The organism is Cellulomonas sp. ATA003 (assembly GCF_031582905.1).
Classification (GTDB): domain Bacteria; phylum Actinomycetota; class Actinomycetes; order Actinomycetales; family Cellulomonadaceae; genus Pengzhenrongella.
This window is the reverse complement of record NZ_CP133990.1, coordinates 3626970-3649429: the sequence shown is the minus strand read 5'-3', so window position 1 is coordinate 3649429 and position 22460 is coordinate 3626970. Positions and strand designations below refer to the sequence as shown.

The window sequence follows — 22460 nt, the reverse complement described above, 5'->3', positions numbered from 1 at the left end:
CCTCCCGTCGACCATGCGCGCCGTCGTCGTCGATGCCTTCGGCGAGCCGCCGACGCTGCGCGAGGTGCCGGTCCCCGGGTGCCCGACCGACGGCGTCGTCGTGCGCGTGGAGGCCACCGGTGTCTGCCGGAGCGACTGGCACGGGTGGCAGGGCCATGACGACGGCATCACGCTCCCGCACGTCCCGGGGCACGAGCTCGCCGGCACGGTCGCCGCGGTCGGCTCGGCCGTCGGTGGCTGGACCGTCGGGGACCGCGTGACCGTCCCGTTCGTGTGCGCGTGCGGGACCTGCAGCGCGTGCCTCGCGGGGAGCACCAGGTGTGCGAGCGCCAGACCCAGCCGGGTTTCACCCACGACGGCTCCTTCGCCGACTACGTCGCGCTCGACCACGCCGACGTCAACCTCGTGCGGCTCCCCGACGACATGTCCCCGGTCACCGCGGCGGCACTCGGCTGCCGGTTCGCGACGGCCTACCGCGCGGTGACCGTGCACGGCCGACCCCGAGCCGGCGACTGGGTCGCGGTGCACGGCTGCGGCGGCGTCGGGCTGTCCGCCGTCATGGTCGCCGTCGCCGAGGGGGCCCGCGTCGTGGCCCTCGACACGTCGCCGGGTGCGCGCGACGCCGCCCGGGAAGCCGGGGCGGAGCTCGTCCTCGACCCGTCCGACGGGCGAGGTGCCGGTGCGTCGATCGATCCGGCGGAGGTCGCCGCCCGCGTCGTCGCGGCGACCGGCGGCGGTGCCCGGGTCTCGCTCGACGCCCTCGGCAGCCCGGCGACCGCCATCGCGTCGATCCTCGGTCTGCGCCGCCGGGGTCGCCACGTCCAGGTCGGCCTCCTGCTCGCCGACGCGGCGCGCCCGCCACTGCCCATGGCCCGCGTGGTCGCATGGGAGCTCGAGGTCATCGGTAGCCACGGCATGGCCGCTCACGAGTACCCCGCGATGCTCGCGCGGATCGCCTCCGGGGAGCTGCGCCCCGAGCGGCTCGTCGGCCTCACCATCGCCCTGCCCGACGCCCCCGACGCGCTCGCGGCGATGAGCCGCGCCGCCGGAGCAGCAGGCATGACGGTCGTGGTCCCGTAGGGGTCACCGCTCACGGACGGTCCCGCGCTCAGCACGTCTCTCACGTCGGATCACCGCCGTCCCATGCCGCCAGGAAGAACGCCGGCACCCGCGCTCCGGTGAGCGGGTCGTTCGTCCACGTGAGGTCGAGTTCGTCGGTCGCCTGGTCGTCCCCTGTGGGCGCAGTGCCGCTACGTCGGCCGGTCGCGCTGAGCGGCTGACCTGCGCTGGGTCGCGCGCCTGGGCCGGGTAGCGGGTCACCGCCAGGGGGCTGACCCGGCAGGTGCGGGCATGGGGCATCGGGTGTGGGTTGCTCTCGCGACGGGGCGGCGACGGGGTGCGCGCCGACGTCCCGTCCGCTGCGGTCGCGGAACCGGTAGGTGACTCGGGGGAGTGGTCCGGGTGGTGCGGTGCCGGGTGGTCGACCCGGCGGTGACTTCACCGTCACCGTGCCAGGGATCCTGGTGATGGCGAGGTCGCGTCGGTGGGTCTCGTGGTGGTGGAACCCGCACAGGAGCACGCCGCTGTCGGCGGAGGTGGGCCCGTTGTCGCGGTCCCACCAGTCGATGTGGTGGATCTGGCACCACCGTGCCGGTGCGTGGCACGACGGCCATCCGCACTCGCGGTCGCGGGCGATGATCACCTTGCGGAGCTGCCCGGTGAACAGCCGCTGCGACCGGCCCAGGTCCAGGGGCGTGCCGTCGGCGTCGATGACGGCACGGGTGAGTTCGCAGTCGCACATCGCCGCCGCGAGATCGCTGACCGGGAGCGGGGTGCCGTCCTCCAACGTCGCTGGCGGGTAACTCACCACAGCAGCCGTCTCGTCCGGCGCGCCGTTGCCTGCGACTGCGCCGCGGCGTTGCCGGTCGCGTTCGGCGCGCGCGGCGGCCCAGGTCTCGGGGGTGAGGATCATCGTGATCTGCGGCGGCACGTGCCCACCCGGCTTGGTCCCCGGGTCGGCCAGCACGTGCTCGGCCATGTCTGTCAGCGCGTCCGCGCGGCGTTGTCCGGGGTCACGGTCGTCGTCCTCCGCCGGCCGCGGCGACAGCGCCTCCAGTGCCAGGGCCACCTTGTGCCCGGCGATCGGGTCCAGGCGCCCCTTGAGGAACGTCCCGGTCGAGGACTGGGACAGGTGCAGGTACCGCTCGCACCGCCCCGCCTCGTGGGCGCGGTCGAACCCGCCCGGGTCCACCTCCGCCGCCCACCGATCCACGGTGATCTGGAAGGCGCCGGCGTCCTCACGTTGGGCGACCTCGACCAACGCCTCCTGCACGGCCGGATCCGCCAGCACCGCCCGCTGGGTCGGGGTGCCGCTCGCCGCGACCTTCCCGAGCACCGCGGCGTGACCAGCCGTGATGCGACCGTCGATCACCGCTGCGGCGGCGAGCGGGGCGGCGTCGAATTGGTCGGCTTGCCGCACCTGCGCCCCGGCAGCCCGCGCACCCGCACCCGAGGCGCGCCCCCGGGTCGCCTCGTAGGACCGGTCACCGGCACCCCGCCACGCCCCCGCCTCCCGGTCAGCGACCAGCACGGACGCGCGCACGACGCTCAGGCCGTCGATCACCCGGTCCAGGTCGGCCAGCAGCGCCGACCGGTCCGCGGGCGACCATCCCGCCGCACCCATGACCTGGCCGGTCAGGGACGTCAACGTGGACCGCAGGATGCGTCCGGATTCGGCGGCGGCCGTCGCGCCATCCGAGTGTGCGGCCGGGGTGGCGGCGTCGGTCGCGGGCGTGGCTGCGGCGCATGCGGTGGGCGCCGCGGCGGCGGCCGTCACGGGTCGCGGACCGGCGTCCGATCCGGCGGCGGACGGTCGCGTGCGGAAAACCGACTCCGTCATCGTCGCCACCTCCTCGCTTCGAACGCTTGTTCGAAGTTTAGTGCGGCACACCCACACGCAGCGGATTCGCACAAGATCTGTGGACAGCACGCGACATCCGATGACGGCCGGCCAGCCGTGCTCGGGCGCACAACCGCCAGCGGCCGGCCCAGCCGTGCTCGGGCGCACATCGCCGCCGTCCGGCCCAGCCGCCCTCGCGCACACGTCCGCCACCGGCCGACTCAGCCGCGCTTCCGTTCACCACTCCTCGGCGGTCGACCCTGCCGCGATCGGGCGCACCGTCGACAGCCAGTGCGCGCACGCCCGCAAGGCCACGCCCACCACCCCCGGTTGCCCGCACCCCCGCCCTCTCGTACGTTCCGCCCGACCGTCCGCCGCGTCCCGCGACGGGCTCGACCCGGTCCGCAGCGACGCGGGCCCGAGAGGTGCCGCATGCACGACGACGTGCCCCCCACCCGCCCGGCCACCCCCGCCACTAACGCCCGCCCCACGACCAGCAGCGCCACACGCCCCACCCACCGCCCCACCCACCGCCCCACCCGGCGCTTGCTCTTCGCCGCCACCGCGCTCGCCGCGTGCCTGAGCCTCGCGGTGCCCGCAGCCGCAGCCGCCTCGCGCGTCGACCCCCGGGTCGACCCGACGCCGGTCCCGCCCCTGGTCGAGCCGCTGCCCGCGCCGACCGGGGAGCTCATCGAGATCACCGACTTCGGCCCCAACCCGACCGACCTCGACATGCACCTCTACGTGCCGCATGACGTCCAGCGCCGACCCGAGGTCCTCGTCGCGCTGCACTACTGCACGGGGTCGGGCCCCGCGATGTTCGGCGGCACCGACTACGCCTCGCTCGCCGACGTCTACGGGTTCGTCGTCATCTACCCGTCGGCGACCCGCGCCGGGCAGTGCTTCGACGTCTCGTCGCCGTCCACCCTCACGCGTGGCGGCGGTAGCGACCCCCAAGGGATCGTCTCCATGGTCGAGTACGTGCAGCGTGAGCTGCGCGGCGACCGCACGCGCGTGTACGTCACCGGCATCTCGTCCGGCGCGATGATGACGAGCGTCATGCTCGCGACCTACCCCGACGTGTTCGCTGCCGGGTCCGTCATGTCCGGCGTTCCGCACGGGTGCTTCGCGACGAGCGACGGCTCGGAGTGGAACAACGCCTGCGCCGACGGCCTCGTCGACCTCACCCCGCAGGAGTGGGCCGCCCTGGTCGACGACGCCTACCCGGGCTACCGCGGCCAGCGCCCCCGGGTGCAGCTGTGGCACGGCACCGCGGACGACACGCTCGACGTCGCCAACCTCGGCGAAGGCGTCGAGCAGTGGACCGAGGTCCTCGGGACCCGGCCGGAGCCGTCCCTCGTCGACCACCCGCGCGCCGGGTGGACCCACGAGGCTTACACGAGCCGCAGCGGCCGCACCCTGGTCGACGCGTACACGCTGCGCGACGCCCCGCACGCCGTCGCGCTCTCCGAGCCCTGGCTCGAGCAGCTCGCGGTCGACTTCTTCGGCCTCGACCAGCGCGGCGGACGCCCCTGACGTCGTCGCCGGCCGCCCGCGTCGATCATCGCCCCCGGGCGACGGTCTCCAGGCGGTCGGCGACCTCGCCCAGCGGTGCGCGGGTGTCGATCTCGACGGTCGCACCCGCGCGCAGCAGTGGCTCCACCTCGGCGGTGTCCGCGACGATCCGCTCCCGCTCCACCGCCGTCTTGCCGAAGTCGTTCCCGTCCCGGTCGGCGATCCGCCGGAGCATCACCTCGAGCGGCGCGCTCAGCAGGACGACAGCGTCGAACCGCGACCGGAAGCGTCCCTGGTTCATCACCGTCCCGGCGACGAACAGCGCGCCGTCGGTGTGGCCGTCCAGGAGCGCCGCGATGCGGTCCTCGCGCCACAGGGGCTCCGGCGGGGTCCCGTCGCCACGGGCGACGAGGTGGATCCAGTCGCCGTCGTCCGTGTCGACGACGCGATGCCCCCGCCGCGCGAGCTCGGCCAGCACCGTGGACTTCCCGACGCCGGACATCCCCGTCACCAGCACCGTGGTCATGCCCGCACCGTAGGCGCCGTGCCCGACGACGTCGCCCCCGGAGCCCCGCGGGACGCGGCAGCGGGGAGCGACCCCTTCCGCGCATGCCTCGCCGCACGATATATATCGTCCATGGCCTTCCGGATGACCGAGCAGGCGTTCCTCGTGCTCCTCGCGCTCGCCGACGAGCCCCGGCACGGGTACGGCGTCGTCCGCGCGGTCGAGGAGCTGTCCGACGGCGCCGTGCGGCTGGGCGCCGGGACGCTCTACGGCGTGCTCGACCGCGCCGTCGCCGCCGGCTTGGCCGAGGCGTCCGGCGAGGTGGTGGTCGACGGACGCCTGCGTCGCTACTACCGCCTCACCCCCGAGGGACGGGACGCCGTCGCGACCGAGGCGGCGCGGCTCGAGGCGATGGCGGCGAACGCGCAGCGGCTGCTGACCGGTTCGCCGCGTCCTCGACCCAGCGGCCCCCGGTCGCGCCGCGGCCCGCGCTGGGTGGTGCGTCGTGACCGGGGTCCCGCGGGGTTCGGGTCGCCCGAGCCCGAGCCCGAGCTCGAGCCCGAGCCCGAGCCCGAGCCGTCGCCCGAGCCCGAGCCCGAGCCCGAGCCCGATTCCGGAGTCCACCCCGACGTCGACCCCGACCGCGACCGGGCACGGACCGACCACCCGCGACGACGACCTCGCCCGCTCCGCCCGGTTCTGGCTGCGCGCCTACCCCCGTCGCTGGCGGGCGGAGCGCGGTGACGAGCTCGTCGCCCTGCTCACCGACCTCGCCGGTCTCGACGCCCGCAGCCTGGACGCCCGGACCGCGGCCGACCTCGTCCGCTCCGGCTGGGCCACACGCCTGCGGATGCGTCCGCCGCTCGGGCACTGGCTCGCGTACCGGTTCGTCGGCGCGCGCATCCGGCCCGCGTACCGCGCGTGGGCCCGGGACGACATCGAGGGACGCCTGTTCCCGGCACGCCGTGCCCTGGTGAGCTACGCGTTCGTCCTCGTCATGGCTGGTGTCGACCTCCTGTCGCCGGGGCCCGGCATCTGGGGCCCCGGGTGGTGGTGGCTGATCGTCGCGATCGCGGTGGTGGGAACCGTCGTGTCGGCCGGGCCTGAGCGTGCCCGCGCCGTCGAGCGCCACCTCGCCCTCGACTCCGGCGAGCTGGTCGTCCCCGGCGCGGTGGTCAGCTCGCTCGGCCCCCGACGCCGACTGGCTGCGCGGTCCGCACTCGCCTGGACGACCGCCGCCCTCGCCGTGCTCGCGGTGACGACGACGACGTCGATCCTGCTCGCCCCGCGCGGGTGGAGCGTCCGCGTCGAGCCGATCGAGGGCGGGCTGAACGTGGACCCGATCGGCGTCCCGCTCGCGTCGGGCCGGACGGCGGTCCTGGGCGCGCTCGCGCTGTCGGCGGCCGTCGGTCTGCTGCTCGCCGCGATCGGCACCCGGCGTGTCCGCCGCACCGCGCCCCACGCCCAGGCACAACCGCACCGGACGACGATGCCGCTCTCGGTGGGCGCCCGCACCGCGCTCACTTGCGGGGTGGGCGTGGCCGGGGTCGTCGCGGGCCACGAGATCACCGGTGCGACGAAGCTGTGGCTCAGCGCGGTCCTCGGACCGCCGTCCGTCCTCCTCCTGCCCCTCACGACCGCGCTGCTCGCCCATGCCCGACGCGCCCGCGTCCCGCCAGGTGACCCGGAGCCCGCCGCGGTCGACCTCTGGCGGATGGCCTCCCACGGGCGACCGCCGGCCGTGGACGCGCCCGTCCTCGCGCCCCGACCGGTCCACGGCCCCGTCCCACCCGGCGTCGTCGTCCCGTACCCGGCCCGCCTGGACCTGCCCCTCCCGCCACCACCACCGCCGGGCTGACGCCGGGGGCGCCTGCCCGCCCCCGGACGCCCGCACCGACCGCCGTCGGCCCGCCGGTATCCTCGGAGTCCTCCCTCAGCACCAGGAGTGACTCCCCATGGGACGTGTCGTCGTCGAAGTCATGCCGAAGCCCGAGATCCTCGACCCGCAGGGCAAGGCCGTCGCCGGTGCGCTCCCGCGGCTCGGGTTCGGCCAGTTCACCAGCGTCCGGCAGGGCAAGCGGTTCGAGCTCGAGGTCGACGGCGAGGTGACGCCCGACGTCCTCGAGGCAGCCGCGCAGGCCGCCGCGACCGTGCTGTCGAACCCGGTCATCGAGGACGTCGTCCGGGTCGCCGACATCGAGGCCGACGCCGCCGCGACGGTCGCCTCGACCGGGACCACCGCCTGATGCGCGTCGGGGTCGTCACCTTCCCCGGCACGCTCGACGACCGCGACGCCGCCCGCGCGGTGCGCCTCGCGGGCGGCGAGCCGGTCGCGCTGTGGCACGCCGACGCGGACCTGCACGACGTCGACGCCGTCGTCCTGCCGGGTGGGTTCTCCTACGGCGACTACCTGCGCGCCGGCGCGATCGCGCGGTTCGCGCCCGTCATGGAGCCGATCGTGGACGCCGCGAAGGGCGGACTGCCGGTGCTCGGCATCTGCAACGGCTTCCAGATCCTCACCGAGGCGCACCTGCTGCCCGGGTCGATGGTCAAGAACGAGGCGCTGACGTTCGTCTGCCGCGAGCAGGAGCTCACGGTCGAGAACGCCGACACCGCGTGGACCCGGGCGTTCCGCGCCGGGCAGCGCATCACCGTCCCGCTGAAGAACCAGGACGGCCAGTTCGTCGCCGACGAGCGCACCCTCGACGAGCTCGAGGGGAGGGTCGCGTGGTCTTCCGCTACGAGGGCCACGATCCGAACGGCTCGCGCCGCGGCATCGCCGGCATCGCCAACGAGGCGGGCAACGTCGTCGGGCTCATGCCGCACCCCGAGCACGCGGTCGAGGCCGGCTACGGCCCGGACAGCGCCGACGGCCCGCGCCGCGGCACCGACGGCCTCGGTCTGTTCACCTCCGTGCTGCAGACCCTCGTCGGCTGACCCCGGGGTGGACGCCAGCACGACCAGCACGATCTCGGTCGCCTCGGTCGCCTGGGACGATCCCGACGCCGCCCGCCTGCGTGACGCGATGCAGGCCGAGATGCGCGCCCTGTACGAGGACGACGACGAGCCCGTCCCGCTGCGGGACGTCTCGACGATCGCCGCGATGGTCCTGCTGCGGGTCGACGGCGAGCCGGCCGCATGCGCCGCGCTGCGTCGCCTCGTGCCGGGATCGTGGGGCGACGGCGCCCCCGGCGCGCGTGTCGGCGAGGTCAAGCGCATGTACGTCGACCCCCGGTTCCGCGGCCGCGGGCTGTCCCGGCTCGTCCTCGCCGAGGTGGAGCGGCACGCGCGTGACCTCGGCCTGCACCGGGTGGTGCTCGAGACGGGCGCCCTGCAGACCGCGGCGATCGCGCTGTACGAGCGCTCCGGGTACGTGCCGATCGCCCGCTACGGCGGCTACGCCGACGTCGAGCTCTCCCGCTGCTACGCCAAGGACCTCGCCGCCCGCTCCTGACCGGTCCGGGCGATCTGCCCGGCCACCACGCCGGCCTTGCCCGACGACCTCACCCGACGACGTCGATCCCCAGGTGCGCCGCGAGCGCGGGCCCCAGCCTGAGCAGCTGCTCCCCGCTGATGACCGCGCCGCGCAGGTGCGCGAGCCCGTCGAGCGCGGACAGGTCGGCCCCGCGCAGGTCCACCCCCGTGAGGGTCGCCCGGGTGACGTCGAGCCGCTCGACGCGGCAGTCGGTGAGCGTCACCCGCGTCGCGGTCGCGGCGATGAGGTCGAGCTCGCCGACCACGCACCCCTCGAGCACGACGTCGGTCAGACGCGCCTCGCGCAGGTTGAGGTAGTCGATCTTGCCGCCGGTCACCCGCACCCGCTGGAGCTCTGCGCCGGACAGCGCGACGGCGCCGAGGCGGCACCCGGTGAGCGCGACGTCCCGCCACACCGAGTCGCGCGCGGTGAGGGTGTGCGACCGGACGTCGGTGAGCACGCAGTCGCCGACCCGCGCGTGGTCGAGCGTGACGTCGTCGAGCACGCAGTCGGTGAGGGCCGACTCCAGCAGCCGGACGTCGGTCGCGCCCTGCCCGGACAGGTCCAGGCCGCGCAGCTCGACGCCGTCCAGGACGACGTCGTCGGCCAGCTCACCGGACCACGGCTCGAGCTCGGGCAGCCGGACGTCCCCGATCGGTCGCTTCATGCGACCAGCCTGCCAGCCCCCACCCACGACGACGCCCGCGGAGACGGTGAACCGTGCCGGCGTGCCAGGGGTGCACACCGACACGGATCGCCGCCGCCGCGGGCCGCCATCGGGCGGGCATCCTGCCACGCCCCGCTGTGCCGCTCCGCGCAGTCCAGGGTCAGCGGGGGACGACCGCCCCCGTCAGGTGGAGGGTGGACGACCGCGCGTCCCAGCCCGTGTACGCGAAGCCGGGTCCGTCGTCGCGGGGCGCCACCCGGACCGTCACCGTGCCGGGCAGCAGCACCGGCTTGGCGAACTCGACGGTCCAGGTGAACGCCCCGCCGCGCGCCGGACCGACCGCCGCGAGCGCCCGGGACGCGGTGTACATCCCGTGCGCGATCGCCCGCGGGAACCCGAGGGGCGCGCGGTCAGCGCCGAGAGGTGGATCGGGTTGCGGTCGCCCGAGACGGCGGCGTAGCGGCGCCCGGTGTCGGCCGGCAGCACCCACCGGCCGGTCGGCGTCGGCGGGACGAAGTCCGCCCCGGCGGGACGCCGCCCACCGGCGACGTCCGCGGCGGAGGCGCCGTCCGCGGCCGAGGCGCCGGCAGAAGTGGAGGCAGCGGCGGGGGAGGAGCCGCCGTCGTCGGCCGGCAGCCGGACGCCCTTGGCGAGGTACGTCGACACCCCGCGCCACACGACGTCGTCGGACCCGGCTGCGGTCACCTCGGTGACCAGGTCCACCTGCGTCCCGGACCGGTGCGCCCGCAGGTCGCGGGCGTGCGCCCGGACGTCCAGCCGCTCCCCGAGGCGCAGCGCACGCTCCTGGGTGACCCGGTTGGCCAGGTGCACCATCCCGGCCAGCGGCAGCGGGAAGTCCGGCCGGACCATCAGCGCGGTCGCGACCGGGAACGCCAGCACGTGCACGAACCCCGCGGGCAGCGCGTCCGACGCCGTCTCGCCGAGCCCGTGCTGGTACGCGCTGAGGTGCTCGGCGTCCGCGACGACGTCCCGGACGGCGTACTCGACGTCCGGCAGGGCGGGCCGCCCCGGCCGGCCGAGCCGGGACCGCGCCGCGAGCCGCACCGACGCGCCGACCCCGCGCACGTACAGGCCGCCAAGCCCCGGCGTCGCCGGCAGCTCGACGCGCTCACGCGACGCGGGCGTGGTCACGCGCCGACCATGTTCTGCCCGCACACCCGCAGCGTGCGCCCGACGACGCCGCCCGCCTGCGGGGCCGCGAGGAACGCGACGGCCTCAGCGACGTCCACCGGCAGGCCACCCTGCTGCAGCGAGTTGAGCCGCCGGGCCACCTGGCGCGTCACGGCGGGGATCCGGGCGGTCATCTCGGTCTCGATGAAGCCGGGGGCGACGGCGTTGGCCGTGCCGCCGCCGTCGGCCAGCAGGGGAGCGGTCGCGCGCACCATGCCGATGACGCCGCCCTTGGACGCCGCGTAGTTCGTCTGGCCGCGGTTGCCGGCGATGCCGCTGGTCGAGGCGAGCGAGACGATGCGCGGGGCGTCGTCGAGTACGCCCGGCCGGACCTCCCGGGCGGCGAGCAGGGCCTCGTTCATCCGCAGCTGCGCCGCGATGTTGACCGCGAGCACGGAGTCCCAGCGGTCCGGCTTCATGTTGGCGAGCAGCTTGTCGCGCGTGATGCCCGCGTTGTGCACGACGACGTCCAGCCGCCCGTGCCGCGCGAGCGTGTGCTCGAGGATGCGCTCCGCGGCGTCCGGCGCGGTGATGTCGAGCTGGAGCGCCGACCCGCGCACGGAGTTCGCGACCCGCGCGAGCCCCTCGCCCGCGGCCGGGACGTCGACGGCGACCACGGTCGCGCCGTCGCGGGCGAGAGTCGCCACGATCGACGCGCCGATCCCGCGCGCCGCCCCGGTCACGACGGCGACCCGGCCGGCCAGCGGCGCGTCCCAGTCACCCGGCAGCGCCCCGGCGGCCGAGTCGACCCCGAGCAGCTGCCCGTCGACGAACGCGGACCGGCTGGACAGGAAGAACCGCAGCGCCCCGATCGCCGAGGGCGCGTCCACGCCCACGCCGTCGGCGACGACGATCCCGTTGCCGGTCGCACCGCCGCGCAGCTCCTTGGCGAGCGAGCGCAGCAGCCCGTCGACCCCCTGCCGGGCGGCGGCGACCGCGGGAGCATCCCCGTCCGACGCCGGACGCGACAGCGTCACGACCCGCCCCGCGGGCGCGAGCCCGCGCAGCGTCCCGGCCGCCTCGAGCACCGGCGCGGAGAGGTCGTCGGGGTGCGTCGCGCCGGTGAGCACGAGCACGACGGCGCCGTACCGGTCGGCCGACGCGGCGTGCCGGCGCACGTCCAGGTCCCACCCGACGAGGGTCTCGGCGACGACGTCGGCGTCGGCGGTCGAGGCGGCGTCGTGCAGGACGAGCACCGGCCCGGGCGCGACCGGGTCCCCGGCGCGGTACCGGCGCAGCGGCGCGGGCCGCGGCAGGCCGAGCTTCTTGGCGAGCGCCTTCGTGACCCCGGTGTTGACGAGGGTCAGGTACGTGTCGGTCACGCTGCCTCCAGGATCATGGCGACGCCCTGCCCACCGGCAGCGCAGACGGAGATGAGACCGCGGCTGCCAGGGCCCTTCTCGGCGAGCAGCTTCGCAAGGGTCGCGACGATGCGGCCGCCGGTCGCGGCGAACGGGTGCCCGGCGGCGACGGACGATCCGACGACGTTGAGCCGGGCCCGGTCGATCGACCCGAGCGGCGCGTCCAGCCCGAGCCGGTCAGCGCAGAACCGCTCGTCCTCCCAGGCCGCGAGGTTGGACAGCACGGTCGCGGCGAACGCCTCGTGGATCTCGACGAGGTCGAAGTCCTGCAGGGTCAGCCCGTTGCGGGCGAGCAGGCGCGGCACGGCGTAGGCGCCGGCCATGAGCAGGCCCTCCTGCCCGTGCACGAAGTCCACGGCGGCCGCCTCGGCGTCGACGACGCTCGCGAGCACCGGCAGCCCGCGCTCCGCGGCCCACGCGTCGCTCGCGAGCAGGACGGTCGAGGCGCCGTCGGACAGCGGCGTGGAGTTGCCCGCGGTCATCGTGGCCGGGGTGTCCAGCGACTTCCCGAACACCGGCTTGAGCTTGGCCAGCTTCTCGACCGACGTGTCCGGGCGCAGGTTCGCGTCCCGGGTGAGGCCGCGGTACGGCGTCATGAGGTCGTCGAAGAACCCGCGCTCGTAGGCGGCGGCGAGGTGGTGGTGGCTCGCGGCGGCCAGCTCGTCCTGCGCCTCGCGGGTGATCCGCCACGCGGCGGTGGTCAGCGCCTGGTGCTCGCCCATGGACAGGCCCGTGCGCGGCTCGCCGGTCGTCGGGGCCGACGGCGCCAGGTGCGCGGGGCGGATCGTCGCCAGTGCCGCGAGCTTCTGGGGCGTCGTCCGCGCGCGGGACAGGTCGAGCAGCGCGCGGCGCAGCGGGTCGCTCACGGCGATCGGCGCGTCCGACGTCGAGTCGACGCCTCCGGCGATGCCGGACTCGATCTGCCCGAGGCGGATCTTGTTCGCGAGCCCGACGACGGTCTCCATCCCGGTCGCGCACGCCATCTGCACGTCGTACGCGGGTGTGGTCGGGGCGAGCGCCGACCCCAGCACCGCCTCGCGGGTGAGGTTGAAGTCCCGCGAGTGCTTGAGGACGGCGCCGGCGGCGACCTCGCCGACCTGCTCGCCGGCCAGCGCGAACCGCGCGACCAGCCCGTCGAGCGCGGCGGTGAGCATGTCCGCGTTCGACGAGCGGACGTACGGGCCACCCGAACGGGCGAATGGGATCCGGTTCCCGCCCACGACGACGGCGCGGCGCGGTGCGCCGGGCCCGGCGGCGGTCGGGTCGTGCGGGGTGGGGGTCGCCGTCATGGCAGGTCCTCTCGCAGGTGGGTCAGGTCGTCGATCGCCGGCGCACGCGGACCGGTGCCCTGGGGGCGTCGTCGGCTGCGGGCGGGTGTGGCAGGTGTGTGGCTCGTGCGGGCGTACGGGCACGGCGGAGCCGGTGTCCGCGACTGACAGTACCTGATACCGTCGGTCTCGTGAGCCATGTCACCCCGGGGTCGTCGACGACGGCCCCGCCGATCCCGTTGCCCGGCGACGTCACCGACGGCCGGTCGGCGCGCTGGGCCGACCACCGCGAGGCGCGGCGGGCCGAGCTCGTCCGGGTCGCGCGCAAGTGCGTGCACCAGCGCGGGGCGGACGTGTCCATGGAGGAGATCGCCGCCGCGGCCGGCACCTCGAAGTCGATCGTCTACCGGTACTTCACCGACAAGACCGGGCTGCAGCGTGCGGTCGCCGAGGCCGTCGTCACCCAGATCCGGGACGCGCTCGCGGAGGCGCTGGCCGCCGCCGCGACCCCGCGGGACGGTCTGCGCGCCATGGTCGGGGTGTACCTGGAGATGATCGAGTCCTCGCCCCGGGTGTACTTCTTCGTCACCCGCGAAGGGTCCCTCGAGCCGTCGTCACCGCTCGGCCACTTCCTCGACGCCGTCACCGAGCTGGTCGCCGCCCCGTTCGCCCGCGCCCTGACCGACGCCGGGTCCGAGCCGACCCCGGAGGACCGCGAGCTCGCCGAGACGTGGGCCGCGGGCGCCGTCGGGTTCGTGCGCGGTGCGGGGGAGCGCTGGCTGCGCAGCCAGGGCACGCCGGCCGCCGTGCCCCGCGAGGTCCTCACCGCCCAGGTCGCCGCCTGGTTGTGGGCCGGCCCGGTCGGCGTCCTCGCCCGCGGCCGCGGCACGTAGCCCGGACCACGTCCCCCTGTCCCCGTACCGCTGTTCGCCGACACAGGAGTCACGATGAGCACGACGACCGACCGCAAGCCCACCACCGTCGAGCCGGCGGTCGACGTCGCCGCGCTCGAGGACGTCCTGCTCGGCCGGTGGGCCGACATCCGCCGCCACGCCCGCGGCTTCCTGCTCGACCCGCGGCTGCACCGCGTCGAGGGCCAGACCATGGCCGAGCACCGCGAGACCGTGCTCGAGCAGCTGCGCATCCTGGGCCGCGAGGGAGACGTGCTGCGCGCATTCCCGACGGCGCTCGGCGGCGCCGACGACCACGGCGGCAGCCTCGCCCGGTTCGAGGAGACCGTCGTCGCCGACCCGTCGCTGCAGATCAAGGCGGGCGTGCAGTGGGGGCTGTTCGCCTCGGCGATCCTGCACCTGGGCACCGCCGACCACCACGAGCGGTTCCTGCCCGGGGCGATGTCCGTCGACGTCCCCGGTGCGTTCGCGATGACCGAGACCGGCCACGGCTCGGACGTCGCGAGCATCGGCACCACCGCGACCTACGACCCCGCGACCGAGACCTTCGACCTGCACACGCCGTTCCGCGGCGCCTGGAAGGACTACCTCGGCAACGCGGCGGTGCACGGGACCGCCGCCGTCGTGTTCGCCCAGCTCGTCACCCGCGGCGTGAACCACGGGGTGCACGCCTTCTACGTGCCGCTGCGCGACCCGGCGACGGGGAGTTCCTGCCCGGCATCGGCGGCGAGGACGACGGCCTCAAGGGCGGGCTCAACGGCATCGACAACGGGCGCCTGCACTTCACGCACGTCCGGGTGCCGCGCACCGACCTGCTCAACCGGTACGGCGCGGTCGCCCCGGACGGCACCTACACCTCGCCGATCGCCAGCCCCGGGCGCCGCTTCTTCACGATGCTCGGCACCCTCGTGCAGGGGCGCGTCTCGCTCGACGGCGCCGCGGTCAACACGAGCAAGCTCGCGCTCATCATCGCGATCACCTATGGCAACCAGCGCCGCCAGTTCGCCGGCGAGCACGCGACCGAGGAGGTCGTGCTCCTCGACTACGCCGAGCACCAGCGCCGCCTGCTGCCGCTGCTGGCGCAGACCTACGCGCAGGCGTTCGCGCACGAGCGGCTGCTGGAGAAGTTCGACGCCGTCTTCTCCGGCGAGTCGGACACCGACGAGGACCGTCAGGACCTCGAGACGATCGCCGCCGCGCTCAAGCCGACGTCCACGTGGCACGCGCTGACCACGCTGCAGACCGCGCGCGAGGCATGCGGCGGCGCCGGCTTCCTCGCCGAGAACCGGCTCGTCGGCCTGCGCGCCGACCTCGACGTCTACGCGACGTTCGAGGGCGACAACACCGTGCTGCTCCAGCTCGTCGCCAAGCGCCTGCTCGGCGACTTCTCGCGAGGGTTCAAGGACATCGACGCCGGCGGGGTCGCGCGCATGGTCGCCGAGCGCGCCGCCGACGCCGCCCTCTACCGGACCCCGCTCGTGCGGGTGATCCAGACCTTGGCCGACGGCGGCGACCGGCGCCGCTCGGCGGGCAAGCTGCAGGACACCGAGACCCAGCGCGAGCTGCTCACCGACCGGATGGAGACGATGGTCGCCGAGGTCGCGACCGCGCTGCGGCCGGCGGCCAAGGCGTCCCGCGCCGAGGCGACCCGCCTGTTCAACACCCACCAGCACGCGCTGCTCGAGTGCGCCCGCGCGCACGCCGACCTGCTCCAGTGGGAGGCGTTCACCGCGGGCCTGGAGAAGGTCGAGGACCCGGGCACCAAGCAAGTCATGACGTGGCTGCGGGACCTGTTCGGCCTCGTCGTCGTGGAGCGCAACCTCGCGTGGTACCTCATCAACGGCCGGCTGTCCGCGGGCCGGGCGCGCACGGTGACGTCGTACATCGACCGACTGCTCACCCGGCTGCGCCCGCACGCCCAGGACCTCGTCGACGCGTTCGGGTACGCGCCCGGGCACGTGCGCGCGGCGATCGCGTCGGGCGTGGAGGGCGAGCGTCAGGCCGAGGCGCGTGAGTACGGGCGCCGGTTGCGGGCGTCCGGCAACGAGGCCGTCCCGGAGAAGGCGGTCCGGCCGGCGGCCGGCTGAGGCGGTTGCAGGCGCCGGTCACGCAAGATCGAAGCAGCAGCCCTGTCCCCTCGTGGGGACGGGGCTGCCGGCGTCGTCGGACCTGTCGCGCCGACCCGACCAGCCGCTACACGGGCTCGGGCGAGCCCTGTAGTCCGTACGCTGCTGCGCAGCCGAGAATGGGCCCGTTCGAGCCAACCGTCGTTGGCTGATCAGCGCGACAAAGCGGCCTGAAGACGGGTGAGCTGGTCGAACCACCGCGCGGATTGCAGGGCGAGCGCTTTGTCGAGTCGAGCGGCGTCATCCTGTAGGGCCGTCCGCACAGCGTCAGCGAGCGCTGGAGCAACGTTCGCCGCGTGGTGGGCTAAGGGGAAAACCTGCTGCAGCGAGGGCCACTCCGAAGTCACCAACGGACGGCGGGCATACACGGCTTCGTACGCGGAGCGCATGATCGACGTCGGCTCGGTGGTCAAGCTCATGATCGCGTGTGCGCGGCCGAACTCAGCGGCGTACGCGTCGGGGCCGAGGAAGCCCACGAACTCCACGTTCGCCGGTGCGCGGTTCCTGAGGGCGGCGGGGCAGCGAGCGAGGTCGCCCGTAATCGCAAAGTCAACCTCTGGGAGTAGTGCGGCGGCATCGACGACCTCGTCAACGGGCTCATCGTCAGCGAACACGCCGACGTACAGCACGCGTCGCCGCGGAGCCGTCACGGTCGACGGGACGACCTGCCACAGGGAGGGGCTTCGTGCACAACAAGGCCCCGTGCCCCCCAGGATTCGACCAGTTCTACGTACGCATCGACAGTGACCATCACAGCCGCCGCGCGACGCGCCAACCATCGTGTCACGCCGAGCAGCCGGCGACCGACGACGTTGCCCTTCACTCCGAAGGACCCTGGGTGGCTGTCGAGTACGAACGGCGCGCGTGCCAGGGTGGAGTACGCAGCGACTGCAAGCCCGGGGAAAACCGGCGGATTTGTGACTATCACCGATAGCGGCCGCAGTCGGAGAAGACCCCCGACGGTAGCGGCAAGGCTGAGCGCGTAGCGAATGGGTACCAGCGGGCGTCGCGACAACCCCGAAGGGTGCACGTGCAGCGCCTCGCCTCCCAAAGCATGCGCGATCTCCACCGCTCGTCCTGCGTGGCGTTGCCACGTCACATGGACCACGGGCGGGCGCACCGACGTACGTTTCCGTGTGGTTGCATCGCGCCCGAGGGCGTTTTGCGCGTCGCCGCGGTACTGCTCGTACGCGGATGTGCCCACCCGGTGGCGCAACCCAGCCAGTTGCCCCGCCAACACGGTGAGGCCGTCCCGTGGCCTGCTCTTGGCTGCAACAGCACCGGCCCACGCTACGCGAGCCACGGCGACGATCGGAAGACGGCGGCGCAGTGTCTTGTGCTTGCGGAAAAGGATCATCGAACTCCGGGCGGAGTGAAACAGGGCGGCATCGGACCTGAGCGCACCCGACTCCTTTGACATCGATGCTCCACGGGAGTGTGAAACTTCGACCGCGTCCGCCACTCTAGAGTTCGTCACGCCGTTACGGATTGCTAGATCAGCTTCCTCCGCAAATAGGAAGAAATCCTCGGACAGTCCGCCGATGTCCTCCCACGTCGCGCGAGTGGTTGCGAAGAAATGACCTGCGACGTATGGGATCTTGCGCCAGGTCTCAACGAGATCCACATGCCGATCGGCCCATACGATCTTTCCTGTCATCTTGTCAACTGCAACAACGCCTGATTCGGGATTATCGATCGATGTGAATCGGGCACCGTGGATTGCGCTGCCGTGTCGCAGCACTTCGGTTCGCAATTCCGCGAGGCTTCCTCGCTCGAAGCGACAGTCGGGATTCACGACGGCCACGACGTCGACGTCCGGATCGATGTGGCTGAACGCAAGATTGTTTCCCCTGCGTAGCCTCGATTGACGTCTGCACGGATCACACGGACCTCGAGCTGCGAACCTTGGGTGGACGTGGCAAGCCCCGACACGGCTTGCCACTCCGCGTCGTCCTCGCTGTTGTCCACGATTACGACCTGCACCGCGGCGTCGCCGAGTACAACTTCGACCGAGGCGAGTAGACCCGAGACGTCGTCGTGCGTGCGGTAGTTGACCACCAGCAGGGCGATCCGGCCGGTCGGTACCACGTCACCTGCGATGTTCACGCCTCAGCTCCTCGACTCTCGGGTCGACGCGGTCGGTCCAACCCAGGCGTCATCTTGCCCGCTCGCCAACGTGGTGGCGAACAGCGCCGACCTTGCGATGCTGTCGTCGAGGGGGCGGGGCACGTCCGTGTGGACGCGCAGTCGAGCGGTGGGGCACGACCGTGACCCTGACGTGGCGGTGCACAGCAATCGATGACTCGCGGCTTGGACGATCGCCGGGCTCGACAGTTGGGCCGGTCGGGTGTCAGCCTCGTGCCAGCGAGCCTGGGTACTACCATCACTCCGTGGTGAAGCGCGAGAAACTTAGGACGCCGTCCTCAATCGTTCGAGATGCCGTGTGCGACCGTCTCATGTTTGGGATGAGTCAGCTGGCCCGAGATGGCGCCGTAGTGCGCGAGGGCGCTCGTGGCGCGCAAGGTGGGGTGATCGCGTGGCGCAAGTAGCCCTTGCTCATGACTACCTGACTCAGCGTGGTGGGGCGGAACGTGTTGCCCTTACCCTCACCGAGGCGTTCCCGGGCTCCCCGCTCCACACAAGCCTGTTTGAGCCGTCACGTACCTTCACTGGGTTTCGCGGCGTCACGATTCGCACTTCTCCTTTGCAGCGGGTCGCCCCGTTCCGCCGCGACGCCCGCCTTGCCTTGCCGTTTCTCGCCAAGGCGTGGGAGCGTACCGTGGTCGACGATGCCGACGTCGTGCTGGCCAGCAGCACGGGGTGGGCCCATGGCCTGCGCGCAACCCCGGGTGTGCCGGTTGTCGTTTACTGTCACAATCCTGCCCGCTGGCTATACCAGTCGGCAGAGTACGACGCTTCTGCGGTGCGACGAGCGGTCACCGCCCCGCTCCGCTCCCGACTCCTTCAATGGGACCAGGCCGCTGCTCAACGGGCTCACACGTACCTGGCCAACTCCACTGTGGTCGCCAAGCGAATCCGAGACGCCTACGGGCTCGAGGCCACGGTCGTGCATCCGCCCGTCTCGGTCGACACCCGTGGGCCACAACAGCCTGTGCCGGGACTGGCGCCAGGATTCTGGCTGAGCATCGCTCGAGGCCGCGGCTACAAGAACGTTCAACAAGTCATCGACGCCGTCGCTCGAATTCCGGGCGAGGAACTCGTTGTCGTAGGTTCTGCCCCTCCTGGCGCCGCGAGCATTCCCAACGTGCGGTGGCTGGGTATCGTCAGTGAGGCGCGACTCCGATGGTTGTATGCCAATGCTCGTGCTCTCGTCAGTGTCGCGCGTGAGGACTTTGGGCTAACACCGATCGAAGCCAACGCATTTGGAACGCCGGTAGCGGTTCTGAGGGGCGGGGGCTTCCTGGATAGCACGGACGAAGGGCGTTCGGGCGTATTCATCGACGAAGCGACGTCGGACGCGGTAGAGGCTGCCCTGCGGGATTTCCCGGTTTTCGACGCACAGGCTGTGGTCACCAATGCTGCCCGGTTCAGCGCTGAGGCGTTCGCTACGAGGGTCAGGTCAGTGGTGCAAGGTGTCCTGCAGCACTGACTCGGCGCGCCCCGCTTGGATGTGTCGAGCCCGAGTCAGTGGCGTATCGGTCGCCTGATCCGGAAGGATCGCGATTGCGAGACCAGATCGACGACGATCTCGCGCAGCCGGTCGGCGACGCGGGGAGTGCATCCCACGACGGCGCCGCACCTAACTGCCGTGCCGCCTCGACGTCGGCGGCGGTGATGCGGTCCTCCACGAGCACCGCGAGGCCCAGCTCGTCGAGCTTGCGAGCGAGTTGCACCTGGTGGTCGTCGACGTGCTCGCCCCGCGCCTCGCGCCGGGCGAGGACGATGGGGCGCTTGCCGGACCGGATCGACGACGCGACGGCACCCGCCCCGACGTGCGCGACGACCACTTGCGCGGACGCCATCGCCGACTCGAACTGTTCGCGCGGCATGAAGTCGACGCTTTTCACCGCGCCGCCGGGTGCCGGCGCGACACCGCGCTGGATCAGGACCGGCTGCGGCAGGACGCCGTGGTCGGCGGCGGTACGGACCGCGGCGAGCAGCCGGTCGAACGGCTGGTCATGCGACCCGACGGTCACGAAAGTCCCGGTGCCGCCCGCGCGTACGGCCCCGGCGCCCTCCAGCAGGGCCGGTCGACACACCTCGGCGTGCGGGTAGACCGCACGCAGCTCGTCCCATTGGACCAGGACCGCGTCGGCGACTTTCGCGAGCAGCCGGCCGGTGCTGCTCCCGGTCATGACCCGGGCCATGGTCTCGACGTGCACGATGCGTGCGCCCAGCACCCGGGCGGTCAGGCAGAACGGCACCGCGAGGCCAGCGCCGCTCGTGACGATCACCCGGGGGCGCTCGCGCAGCGCGAGCAGCACACCGGCGAGGACAGACCGCAGCCCGGCGCTGCCGCGGTCCAGGCGCGGCAGGGTCACGACCCGCTCGCCGCGGTCCCGCAATCGGGTCGCCGCGACGCCTTCGCTGGTCAGCCAGATGCGCTGCACGCCGTCGAGCGCGGGGGCCACGACCTGGAGAAGCTCGAGGTGCCCCCCGAGGGACGCGACAAGGTGGAGGCGTGTCATGCGCAGGGGTCCTTCTCTCGGATGGAGAGCGCTCGACTGCGAGCGACGGCGTCGGACGCTAGCAGCAGGCACGCTGTGGGGAAGATTGCGCGGGTTCACCCCATTTGGGGACGGGCCATTGCTCCGTCCGTGGTTAGGCTTGGCTGGCGCCGCAACTGCCCGTGCGTGATCACCTGCGATTCAGCGGGCGTCTCCCTGGCGGTCCGCGCTGCCGGGAGCAGTCGGGCAACCCGCCCTGCGGATCAGGAGGAAGTTGTGGTGTTGCTCAAGCCCATTGTGAGGCGTGTCGGACGCAGTGACCTCAGCGCGATGTGCGCCGAGTTGACCCACCAGGTACGAGCGTTCGCCCCTGATGTTGTGGTCGGCATCGCGACCGGTGGGTCGGAGATCGCCGAGGAGATCGCCGACGAGCTGGGCGGCTGCCGGCTCGTCGTGGTCCGCAGCCAGCGCCCCGGGACCCTGCTCAAGCAGGGCCGCCACGCCTCCCGTGTCCTGTCGTGGCTCCCCGAGCGGCTGGCCAACCTCGCACGGTGGGTCGAGGTCGAGTACCGCGAGGCCCGCTACTACCTCGACGAGCGCGCACGGGGGCCCGAGCCGGTGCCGACCGGCCGCATCCGCGAGCCCGAGGCGCTCGCCGACGCGGTCCTCCTGGCGAGCCGCGTGCTCGTGGTCGACGACACGCTCGACTCCGGCCAGACCATCCGTGGTGTCGTGGAGGCCGTCCGGGCGGCCAACCCCACGGCCGAGGTCCGCACCGCCGTGATCGCGACCACCTGGCGGCGACCGCCGATGACCCCGACTACGTGCTCCAGCCGCGCCTGCTGCTCCGCCTGCCCTCGAGCTTCGATGCCTGACCGCGCGCCCGGGGCGGTCCTCGCGGCCGACCTCGACGGGACGGTCGTCGGCATCAACACCTTCCCCTCGTTCGTCCGCTTTCTCACGCGCGAGCTCGCGCGGGAGCGGCGGGCCGTCGCCCTCGCGTCGCTCGTCGCCACCGGGGTCCTGCGCCGCGCCCACCTCGCCCGGCACGAGGACCTCAAGCGTCGCGTGTGCGTGCTGGGCGCGACCCTGCCGGCGGCCCGGGTGGCCACCTGGGCGCGGGGGTGCTGGCCGAGCACGGGCAGCCCGACGTCGTCGCGCTCGTGCGGGACTGGGCCGGCCCGACCGTGCTCACCACGGCGGCACCCGAGGTGTACGCCGCGCACCTGGGGCGGCTGCTCGGGGTCGACGAGGTCCACGGCAGCACCGTGCGGGGGCGCACTCTCGTCAACAACGAGTCGCGGGAGAAGGTCGTGCGGCTGCGCGCCGCCGGGCTGGACCGCGTCGCCTGCTTCGTCACGGACGACCTCGTCCTCGACGCGCCGATGGCGGCGCTCGCTGACCGCGTGCTCGAGGTGAGTGGTCCTGGCCGGCTGCGCGAGGCCGCGGTTCAGCCCGGCCGGTAGTTCGGGGCGCGCCTCGGCGCGCCGCCTCGTGCGCCGCCCGCGCGGTCGCTCGGCAAACCGGCCGAATCGGCTCGTCCGCGGCCGAACGGGACGCTTAGGACTGTGCTCCCCATCCCGGGACGACCCTCGCGCGCGGGCGGTTCAGGACGCCGCCGGGCACGGCAGGAGGACCCTCACACCCGAGTTGCGCCCATCGGGCGAATCTGGGCGCCGCGCTACCCATTGCCACTTGTCGCCCCCGGGCAGGCGTCGAACGGGTCGGGGACCGGCACACAGTTCCGCCGGTCTCCGACTTCGACGAGACCTGAGACGACATGCGAAACGAGACTCTTCCCGCGCCCTTGATCCGCCGATCCCATGGCGTAGCCCGCAGCCGCTTGACCGCCCGCTCGCGCGTCGTGACGGCGATCGCGCTATCCGCGGCCGTGCTCACAGCGCCGTCCGCGGG

General features: G+C 73.4%; 18 protein-coding genes and 3 pseudogenes. 11 read left to right on the top strand and 10 right to left on the bottom strand.

Annotated elements, in window-relative coordinates; translation table 11 throughout:
* The first annotated feature begins 13 nt into the window (after positions 1 to 13).
* Positions 14 to 1080, top strand: a pseudogene (locus tag REH70_RS18050) (zinc-dependent alcohol dehydrogenase family protein).
* Between the two features lie 40 nt (positions 1081 to 1120).
* Here the strand turns inward: REH70_RS18050 and REH70_RS18045 are convergent.
* Positions 1121 to 2899, bottom strand: coding sequence for a DUF222 domain-containing protein (locus tag REH70_RS18045; protein ID WP_310749471.1), 1779 nt, complete (start codon positions 2897 to 2899; stop codon positions 1121 to 1123).
* A 546-nt stretch (positions 2900 to 3445) separates the two neighbouring features.
* Between REH70_RS18045 and REH70_RS18040 the strand changes: the two genes are divergently transcribed.
* Positions 3446 to 4435 (top strand): PHB depolymerase family esterase, encoded by a 990-nt coding sequence (locus REH70_RS18040; protein ID WP_310749469.1) that lies wholly within the window; start codon positions 3446 to 3448, stop codon positions 4433 to 4435.
* A gap of 25 nt (positions 4436 to 4460) precedes the next feature.
* Here the strand turns inward: REH70_RS18040 and REH70_RS18035 are convergent, their stop codons facing one another.
* A complete protein-coding gene (locus REH70_RS18035; RefSeq protein WP_310749467.1) occupies positions 4461 to 4940 on the bottom strand; it encodes an AAA family ATPase in 480 nt (159 codons plus the stop codon).
* 111 nt (positions 4941 to 5051) lie between these two features.
* Here REH70_RS18035 and REH70_RS18030 point away from each other — a divergent pair, with 111 nt between their 5' ends.
* The 5 genes and pseudogenes from REH70_RS18030 (at position 5052) to REH70_RS18010 (ending at position 8373) form a co-directional block, all read left to right on the top strand.
* Positions 5052 to 5663 (top strand): PadR family transcriptional regulator, encoded by a 612-nt coding sequence (locus REH70_RS18030; RefSeq protein ID WP_310749463.1) that lies wholly within the window; start codon positions 5052 to 5054, stop codon positions 5661 to 5663.
* 106 nt (positions 5664 to 5769) lie between these two features.
* Positions 5770 to 6777: a hypothetical protein gene (locus REH70_RS18025; RefSeq protein ID WP_310749461.1), complete on the top strand. Its 1008-nt coding sequence runs from the start codon at positions 5770 to 5772 to the stop codon at positions 6775 to 6777.
* A gap of 97 nt (positions 6778 to 6874) precedes the next feature.
* Positions 6875 to 7165 carry a phosphoribosylformylglycinamidine synthase subunit PurS gene (gene purS / locus REH70_RS18020; protein ID WP_310749459.1) on the top strand — a complete coding sequence of 97 codons (291 nt, stop codon included), beginning with the start codon at positions 6875 to 6877 and terminating at the stop codon, positions 7163 to 7165.
* A pseudogene (gene purQ / locus REH70_RS18015) lies at positions 7165 to 7856 on the top strand (phosphoribosylformylglycinamidine synthase subunit PurQ). Before purS ends, purQ begins: the two are co-directional and overlap by 1 nt.
* A gap of 88 nt (positions 7857 to 7944) precedes the next feature.
* A complete protein-coding gene (locus REH70_RS18010) occupies positions 7945 to 8373 on the top strand; it encodes a GNAT family N-acetyltransferase (RefSeq protein WP_310754397.1) in 429 nt (142 codons plus the stop codon).
* 49 nt (positions 8374 to 8422) lie between these two features.
* Here the strand turns inward: REH70_RS18010 and REH70_RS18005 are convergent, their stop codons facing one another.
* The 4 genes from REH70_RS18005 to REH70_RS17990 form a co-directional block, all read right to left on the bottom strand.
* A complete protein-coding gene (locus REH70_RS18005; RefSeq protein ID WP_310749457.1) occupies positions 8423 to 9061 on the bottom strand; it encodes a pentapeptide repeat-containing protein in 639 nt (212 codons plus the stop codon).
* A gap of 264 nt (positions 9062 to 9325) precedes the next feature.
* Entirely contained in the window at positions 9326 to 10213 is an 888-nt protein-coding gene (locus REH70_RS18000; RefSeq protein WP_310749455.1) for a hypothetical protein, read from the bottom strand.
* Complete coding sequence (locus tag REH70_RS17995) at positions 10210 to 11574, bottom strand: 3-oxoacyl-ACP reductase (RefSeq protein ID WP_310749453.1); 1365 nt, start codon at positions 11572 to 11574, stop codon at positions 10210 to 10212. The genes REH70_RS18000 and REH70_RS17995 overlap by 4 nt, the downstream gene beginning before the upstream one ends.
* Complete coding sequence (locus REH70_RS17990; RefSeq protein ID WP_310749451.1) at positions 11571 to 12902, bottom strand: acetyl-CoA C-acetyltransferase; 1332 nt, start codon at positions 12900 to 12902, stop codon at positions 11571 to 11573. Before REH70_RS17990 ends, REH70_RS17995 begins: the two co-directional genes overlap by 4 nt.
* A gap of 170 nt (positions 12903 to 13072) precedes the next feature.
* Between REH70_RS17990 and REH70_RS17985 the strand changes: the two genes are divergently transcribed.
* The gene (locus REH70_RS17985) at positions 13073 to 13774 is read left to right on the top strand and encodes a TetR/AcrR family transcriptional regulator (RefSeq protein ID WP_310749449.1); all 702 of its coding nucleotides are present in this window, start codon (positions 13073 to 13075) and stop codon (positions 13772 to 13774) included.
* Between the two features lie 54 nt (positions 13775 to 13828).
* A pseudogene (locus REH70_RS17980) lies at positions 13829 to 15879 on the top strand (acyl-CoA dehydrogenase).
* Between the two features lie 191 nt (positions 15880 to 16070).
* On the opposite strand, the gene REH70_RS17975 reads toward REH70_RS17980, so the two are convergent.
* The 3 genes from REH70_RS17975 to REH70_RS17965 are packed head-to-tail and all read right to left on the bottom strand — an operon-like array spanning position 16071 to position 18024.
* The gene (locus tag REH70_RS17975) at positions 16071 to 16547 is read right to left on the bottom strand and encodes a glycosyltransferase (protein WP_310749447.1); all 477 of its coding nucleotides are present in this window, start codon (positions 16545 to 16547) and stop codon (positions 16071 to 16073) included.
* 17 nt (positions 16548 to 16564) lie between these two features.
* Complete coding sequence (locus REH70_RS17970) at positions 16565 to 17722, bottom strand: hypothetical protein (RefSeq protein WP_310749445.1); 1158 nt, start codon at positions 17720 to 17722, stop codon at positions 16565 to 16567.
* Positions 17710 to 18024, bottom strand: coding sequence for a hypothetical protein (locus tag REH70_RS17965; RefSeq protein WP_310749443.1), 315 nt, complete (start codon positions 18022 to 18024; stop codon positions 17710 to 17712). The genes REH70_RS17970 and REH70_RS17965 overlap by 13 nt, the downstream gene beginning before the upstream one ends.
* Positions 18025 to 18454: 430 nt before the next feature.
* On the opposite strand from REH70_RS17965, the gene REH70_RS17960 reads away from it, so the two are divergent.
* Complete coding sequence (locus REH70_RS17960) at positions 18455 to 19528, top strand: glycosyltransferase (protein ID WP_310749440.1); 1074 nt, start codon at positions 18455 to 18457, stop codon at positions 19526 to 19528.
* Here the strand turns inward: REH70_RS17960 and REH70_RS17955 are convergent.
* Positions 19494 to 20567 (bottom strand): glycosyltransferase, encoded by a 1074-nt coding sequence (locus tag REH70_RS17955; RefSeq protein ID WP_310749438.1) that lies wholly within the window; start codon positions 20565 to 20567, stop codon positions 19494 to 19496. The two genes, REH70_RS17960 and REH70_RS17955, sit on opposite strands and share 35 nt — an antisense overlap.
* A gap of 309 nt (positions 20568 to 20876) precedes the next feature.
* Here REH70_RS17955 and REH70_RS17950 point away from each other — a divergent pair, with 309 nt between their 5' ends.
* The gene (locus REH70_RS17950; protein ID WP_310749436.1) at positions 20877 to 21965 is read left to right on the top strand and encodes a phosphoribosyltransferase family protein; all 1089 of its coding nucleotides are present in this window, start codon (positions 20877 to 20879) and stop codon (positions 21963 to 21965) included.
* The last annotated feature ends 495 nt before the right edge of the window (positions 21966 to 22460 follow it).

Bases quoted from the DNA above. Each gene is read 5' to 3' on its own strand.
- REH70_RS18045 (WP_310749471.1), bottom strand. From the start codon at position 2,899: ATGACGGAGTCGGTTTTCCGCACGCGACCGTCCGCCGCCGGATCGGAC.
- REH70_RS18035 (WP_310749467.1), bottom strand. From the start codon at position 4,940: ATGACCACGGTGCTGGTGACGGGGATGTCCGGCGTCGGGAAGTCCACG.
- REH70_RS18030 (WP_310749463.1), top strand. From the start codon at position 5,052: ATGGCCTTCCGGATGACCGAGCAGGCGTTCCTCGTGCTCCTCGCGCTC.
- REH70_RS18025 (WP_310749461.1), top strand. From the start codon at position 5,770: ATGCGTCCGCCGCTCGGGCACTGGCTCGCGTACCGGTTCGTCGGCGCG.
- purS (WP_310749459.1), top strand. From the start codon at position 6,875: ATGGGACGTGTCGTCGTCGAAGTCATGCCGAAGCCCGAGATCCTCGAC.
- REH70_RS18010 (WP_310754397.1), top strand. From the start codon at position 7,945: ATGCAGGCCGAGATGCGCGCCCTGTACGAGGACGACGACGAGCCCGTC.
- REH70_RS18005 (WP_310749457.1), bottom strand. From the start codon at position 9,061: ATGAAGCGACCGATCGGGGACGTCCGGCTGCCCGAGCTCGAGCCGTGG.
- REH70_RS17990 (WP_310749451.1), bottom strand. From the start codon at position 12,902: ATGACGGCGACCCCCACCCCGCACGACCCGACCGCCGCCGGGCCCGGC.
- REH70_RS17955 (WP_310749438.1), bottom strand. From the start codon at position 20,567: ATGACACGCCTCCACCTTGTCGCGTCCCTCGGGGGGCACCTCGAGCTT.
- REH70_RS17950 (WP_310749436.1), top strand. From the start codon at position 20,877: ATGTGCGCCGAGTTGACCCACCAGGTACGAGCGTTCGCCCCTGATGTT.